This is a genomic window from Planomonospora algeriensis (assembly GCF_977012225.1).
Genome location: NZ_CDRNDK010000451.1, coordinates 1 through 5006, shown reverse-complemented (window position 1 = coordinate 5006; position 5006 = coordinate 1). Strand labels below are relative to the sequence as shown.

Annotated in this window: 6 protein-coding genes; 4 read left to right on the top strand and 2 right to left on the bottom strand. The window is 66.2% G+C overall.

Annotation, left to right across the window (positions count from 1 at the left end; genetic code table 11):
- A partial coding sequence (locus ACWJ6R_RS30015; RefSeq protein WP_449065450.1) for a hypothetical protein occupies positions 1–193 on the bottom strand: 193 nt, incomplete at its 3' end.
- A 233-nt stretch (positions 194–426) separates the two neighbouring features.
- Between ACWJ6R_RS30015 and ACWJ6R_RS30010 the strand changes: the two genes are divergently transcribed.
- The 3 genes from ACWJ6R_RS30010 (at position 427) to ACWJ6R_RS30000 (ending at position 2530) form a co-directional block, all read left to right on the top strand.
- Positions 427–1083, top strand: a complete 657-nt coding sequence (locus ACWJ6R_RS30010) for a hypothetical protein (RefSeq protein ID WP_449065449.1) — start codon at positions 427–429, stop codon at positions 1081–1083.
- The gene (locus ACWJ6R_RS30005; protein ID WP_449065448.1) at positions 1080–1481 is read left to right on the top strand and encodes a hypothetical protein; all 402 of its coding nucleotides are present in this window, start codon (positions 1080–1082) and stop codon (positions 1479–1481) included. The genes ACWJ6R_RS30010 and ACWJ6R_RS30005 overlap by 4 nt, the downstream gene beginning before the upstream one ends.
- A 368-nt stretch (positions 1482–1849) precedes the next feature.
- Positions 1850–2530, top strand: coding sequence for a DUF6461 domain-containing protein (locus ACWJ6R_RS30000; protein ID WP_449065447.1), 681 nt, complete (start codon positions 1850–1852; stop codon positions 2528–2530).
- A 309-nt stretch (positions 2531–2839) separates the two neighbouring features.
- Here ACWJ6R_RS30000 and ACWJ6R_RS29995 read toward each other — a convergent pair whose 3' ends face one another.
- Entirely contained in the window at positions 2840–3268 is a 429-nt protein-coding gene (locus ACWJ6R_RS29995; protein ID WP_449065446.1) for a hypothetical protein, read from the bottom strand.
- A gap of 224 nt (positions 3269–3492) precedes the next feature.
- Between ACWJ6R_RS29995 and ACWJ6R_RS29990 the strand changes: the two genes are divergently transcribed.
- A complete protein-coding gene (locus ACWJ6R_RS29990; RefSeq protein WP_449065445.1) occupies positions 3493–4563 on the top strand; it encodes a DUF418 domain-containing protein in 1071 nt (356 codons plus the stop codon).
- The last annotated feature ends 443 nt before the right edge of the window (positions 4564–5006 follow it).

Below are 5006 nucleotides of genomic sequence, written 5' to 3'. Positions count from 1 at the left end.
CGGGCTTCGCGTCGTCCGGCTCGTCGTCGGCGGCCAGCACGGCCAGTTCCTCACGCGCGATGGACAGCCGCTCCATGCGCCGCTGCGCGACGGTCAGCCGCTCCTGCAGCTCCTCCAGCTGCCGGGACAGCTCAGCGCATTGCTGCCGTGCGGCTTCCTCGGCCCCCTTCAGCTTTTCCAGCAGCGCCGCCACCATCGCCTCCTTCGCCGCAGTCACCGAACCATCGCTATCACTCACTGTATGCATGCAACTCCATGCTGTAGGAGTCAATGGCATCGCTGATTCCCAAGACTGCAAGATCCCTTACTGAACCCCACGGAGGCGACGGAAAGCCTGTGCCTCCTTGCCCGGTCGTCGACCATGACCGGACAAGGGGGCAGGTCATCGGCACGAAGGGCGGTCAACAAGTGCGGTAGCCCGGAAGGTTGCAGCAGATCGCCGGATCGGCCGACATCCTCCCCCACCCGATGATTTACAGATTGAACTCATTAAGTTACTCTGCGTACACAAATCAGGGAGGGGTGGTTGTGTCGGGTGTACTACAGGCTCAAGCCGTCTCCGCTGGAGCCATCCTCGTTCTCGCCTACACCCCGGTCGTCCTGCATGCCGACGATGTCGGCTGGGCCGCGGAGCCCGTCGTCGCAGCTCTCACAACTGCACCGCCTCCACCGGACGCGCCTCCGTGGGGCGCATGCGGCCGCAGTACCGATCCGGACAAGCTCGTGCGCCTCTTCGTTAAGAACCAGCACACGGACTACGCGCTGCGGTGTGGCGGGCCGAAGTACAGCAGTAACCCGCTCTGGGGATACCGCCATATCCTGAAGAATCACAAGGCCGACTTCGAACGGTTGGCCTTTGGGACATACCAGAACTGGCGTGATATCGCCGATCTTGCCATGCGGCACAACACCCTCGACCCCGATGTCACCAAGTCCGGCAACAGGAAGATCTGCTACTCACGCGTCATTTACCTGCTGAACCGGCGGACCGGCCAGCTCGTGAGGACAACGATCATCCGCATGATCGTGAGCAGTTCCACGAACAACATCATCACCGCTTACCCGGGGGAGCACTGCGCATGACGTACGAATCCGTCCTCGTGCAGCGACTTCAGGACAAGGGTTTTGCCGTCGAGGCAGGACCGGTGCCGGGCGAGTACATCGTGACGGCGTCCGGGGACAGACCGCTGCCATTGCGGCCCAGGCTGCACCTACCCGACGCCGTCCTCGCCGAATACGTGGAGGAACTCGTGCGGGAGTTCGGGAGCACCGAGGAGGTCGTGGACCTCATCATGATCAACATCGAGGAGATGCTCGACAGTCTGGACCCGGAGGGCCGCAACCACACTCTGGCGCTGGGCGTCCAGCGGGAAACGAACGGCCGCGCCGCATGGTTCACCCAGACCGAACCGATCAGCATCACCACGCGGCCGGTCGATCCTGCCCTGGAATGGCGAGCCTACCCTCCGGATGACAGATGATCCGGCTCGGCCGCAACGGCAAGACCCGTAGCATGGCCGACCTGTAGGGGAACCTCCAGTGTGATCTCCTCGTATCGAGGACGAGGCCGAGTCCCCCACGTCAAGTTCGGGAAACGATCAGCCCCGGCCCGGGAAGCAATCTTTCGAACCCTGCTTCAGTGCAGGTCAGAGGTACTCGTGAACAGTCCACCACGGGCTGTTCTCGAGACGGCCTGATCACGTGTCACGAGTGCTCGTCTGATCGTGTGGATCGGGCGGGCTCTCTTCGTTCCCGGGCTCGTAACCGTTGGTACGCATGGCCTGGCCGGTTCCACCGCGACTCTGGGATGATCTCGACGGTCTGTTCCCGTCGAGCGAAGGGGCCTTGCTTGAACACCGGACAGCCGCCGAGCGCCGATCTGCGCGAGCATTACCGGCGACTGACGAGCAGCAGGCAGTGGCTCGGCGCTGCCGGCATGTGCTGGACGGCGATGGTCCCCGACGACGGGCGAGCGCTCACCTTGGACCAGGTCGCCGTCCGGCTCGCCGGGAACACGCCCTATCGGCTGCACGAACCGGCGCTGATCGAGGCGGTCGGGCCGCCCGAACGCGATGCCTATCCTGTGTTCGTCGATCGGTGCGGATCGACCACCGTTCTCTTCGAGTGGGACCACCTCGGGACGAGCCCTGCCGTGCTCCGGCGGCTCAGTACGGGAGCGCGCGTCTACAGCGCCTGGTGGAATGTCAACGCCAACAACCGGCTCAGCTTCGCGGCCGGAGGCGAACACCTCCTGGCGATCGACGCGCTCTTCCCCGGGCGGCAGGAAGACCATGCCGGTCTGCCCCGGTGGCCCGAGCTGCGGGCGATGACGGACTTCTTCGTCGAGCTCCCGCTCGTGGACCTCGACGAGGATGAGGATGACGACGACCTCAATGACCGCGTCGACTACGACTGGCAGGTCGCCTTCCTCGCGGTCATCGACCACACCACCGGGGCGCGACTGACCGGCGAGTGGCTGGAGCGGCCGCATCCCTATGTGACGGTCAGCATGTCTGACGCGACCTGCTGACCTCCGAACGGTGAGTGCCCAGGCTGCGTACACGGGAAGCGATCAACGATTCTCTGACGCGCCCGCAGGTCAGGGCCGCTCGTGAACACCCCACCGCACGTCGAAGGCCACCTCCCGTGATCGGGAAGTGGCCTTCGCGGTCTCGTGCGGCGGTGAAATTCACTCACGGCGACAGATCCGGTCGCTCACCGGACCGCTTGAGAGATCGGGAGCATGCGGGCTTTGAACTCGGGATGAAGCAGGCTTCGGGGCCGCTTGGAGCGGTGGAGCCGGCCGCATCGCTGAGTGAGGCGGTCAGCCCGTTCCCCGTCAGGCCGGGATCTTCTTCTCGTACCAGGTGTAGTAGAGGAAGGTGCTGTCGGGCCCGGTCAACGTGCCGTAGATCTGCCAGAAGCTGTTGGCGCCGAGCGAGTAGCGGAAGACCTTGTCCCCGGGCCGGCCGTCCACGAACGGCTCATCCGGCGACCCGTTGGACCAGCTCCGTACGTCGATCGTGAATGTCGAGCCCTCCGGGACGTCGAGGCAGACCTCGTACGTGGTCGGTGACGGACCGCCGATGCGGTAGGCGAAACCGTCCACCGCGGGCCTCTCGACGTTGGTGGGGACGTAGCTCTCCCGGACCCGGGTGTAGTCGCCTGCGGAGCAGTCGATCGGGGAGGTGGCTGCGGAGGTGGGGCTGACGCCGGTGAGTGTGGCGCCGAGGATGCCGGCGATGAGAACGGAGACGGTGCGCTTCATGCTTCTCCTCATCCGTGCAGTGGCTCTCCAACTAAGTAGTTGAAGACTTTACTAATCTTGGACTAGTTGTCACATCCGGACAAGCCTGAGCAAAAAATTACGCATTTTCGGGTCAAGCGGTCACGCTCGGTGCTCCACCCATCGGCCCGCACCGGCCGAAAGTACGGTCTGCCTCCTGCTTTCCGCCGATACGGGAGCGGGCCGGAGTCCACAGGATCAGACCCATGCCACATGAGACGCTTCCCCCGGTGCCGGAGGCCGCAGGACCGGGACGAACCGCGACGGCTTCCTGCGGCGGCCGCCCGCGCCTGGCCGCGCTCGACGTGCTGCGCGGGTTCGCCCTGTGCGGGATCCTGCTCGCGAACGTCAAGCCGATCGCCCACCTGGGCGGCACCGCACCGGTCACCCAGGTGGTGGCGGCCGGTCATGACGACGCCTGGCTGGGGCTGCTCGTCGACCAGCGCTTCTTCCCGGTCTTCTCCCTGCTGTTCGGCATCGGTTTCTCGCTGCTGCTGGACTCCGCGGGCCGCCGGGTCCCGCGCCCGCGGGTGTTGCTGCTGCGCCGGCTCCTGTTCCTGCTCGCCGTGGGCCTGGGGCACATGTTCCTGCTGTGGCGGGGCGACATCCTGACCATCTACGCCATCGTCGGACTGCTGGTGCTGCTGCCTTCGACCTGGCTGCCGCGCTGGGCCGTCGCGGGGCTCGCCGCCGTCCTCATCGCGGCGCCGCTGATCCTCGGAGGCAACGGGGTGCCGCTGGTGCCCGGACTGTTCCTGCTGGGCTCGGCGCTGACCCGGTACGGCGTGGTCGACCGGATGGAGCACTCCGTCCGCGTCCCCGCCGTACTGGGCCTGGCCTTCGCGGCGGGGGCGGTTCCCGCCCTCTGGCTGCAGACCGGGACGAGGATCGGCGAGGAGGCATTCAACCTCTGGTTCGCCCTGGCGGGGCTGCTGATCGCGGGCGTCTACGTGTGCGCCCTGCTGCTCCTGCTCAAGACGCCGCTCCGGGCGGTGCTGCGGACGGTCTTCGCGCCACTGGGCCGGATGGCGCTGACCAACTACCTGTCCGCCACGGTCCTGGTCCTGATGGCCACCCGTGTCGTCGGCGGCTCGCCGGACGGCTGGTCATCGGCGAAGGTGCTCCTGATCGCCGGGGCGATCCTCGTCCCCCAGTGGCTGGTGTCCACGCTCTGGCTGCGCCGCTACCGCCAGGGCCCGCTGGAATGGCTCTGGCGCTGGGCCACCTGGGCCCGCCGCCCACCCCTGCGCCGCACTCCCGAAGCGGGAGAAGGATGAACACGGCTCCCGACCGGCTCTTCGAAGGGCGATCGACGGTCCAGGAATTCGTTCCTCAGTCCCGGCCCACCGGATATCGGGATACCGGCGGATGCCGGTTTGTCCGGAGACGCTCAGCAACGCTTACCGAATCCGCCTGTGCCCCACGCCCGGATAAGGGCGCGAGGAACCGACGGACCGCATTCCCTGCCGTCGAAGACGCCCTCGTACTTCCACGGTCCATTGCCTTGCGATGTCCAGAAGTACAGACTGTCGAGGGCGGCGACCACGTAGTACCTATCGCTGCCCGGCGTCGCGCCGTATACCGGCTCTTCGAAGTTAAGCGGGGTTGAGGTGCCCGCGGCTCTTTCGAGTGGTGGCGCAGCGGGTGCGTAGCCGTTGGTTCTCGGGATTGCGGAAGCCGTACGCGTCCCGGGCGACCGTCTTGATCACGCGGTTGGTGC